At 57.3% G+C, this 548-nt stretch carries 1 protein-coding gene; it reads left to right on the top strand.

What is annotated here, in order from left to right; all coding sequences use genetic code 11:
- Positions 1-73: 73 nt before the first annotated feature.
- Positions 74-496, top strand: a complete 423-nt coding sequence (locus tag B3520_RS02495) for an OsmC family protein (protein WP_123638040.1) — start codon at positions 74-76, stop codon at positions 494-496.
- Positions 497-548 lie beyond the last annotated feature (52 nt).

The following is a 548-nucleotide window of genomic DNA, read 5'->3' on the forward strand; positions in this document are numbered from 1 at the left end:
GGTTTTTGGAGTGGTTATGGTAACCTTCTGCGCCATTGATATCAGGCCCACAGGTTACGGCGAGGTAGGTTGCATGAAAGGTAAGGTAAAGTGGATAGATGGCGCCCAGTTTCTGGGTGAATCCGGTAGTGGTCATACCGTACTGATGGACGGCCCGCCGGATCATGGCGGCCGCAACACCGGTGTGCGCCCGATGGAGATGTTGCTACTCGGGCTCGGCGGCTGCTCTTCTTTTGATGTGATGAGCATCCTGGGCAAGTCCCGCCAGAAGGTCACGGACTGCTATGTGGATATGGACGCTGAGCGGGCCGATGGCGTGCCGTCACCCTTCACCAAAATCCACCTGCACTTTGTGGTGACCGGTAAGGATCTCAAGGAAGCGCACGTCAAGCGCGCGGTGGAACTGTCGGCCACCAAGTACTGTTCCGCGTCGATCATGCTGGAAGCGGCGGGCGTGGAAATCACCCATGATTACGAAATCCGCGACGCGGAGTAAATACTTTCACATACTGTGGTGGATGACGCCGCGGTACGGCTTATCCACCCGC

Source organism: Marinimicrobium sp. UBA4509, assembly GCF_002388575.1.
Classification (GTDB): domain Bacteria; phylum Pseudomonadota; class Gammaproteobacteria; order Pseudomonadales; family Cellvibrionaceae; genus Marinimicrobium; species Marinimicrobium koreense.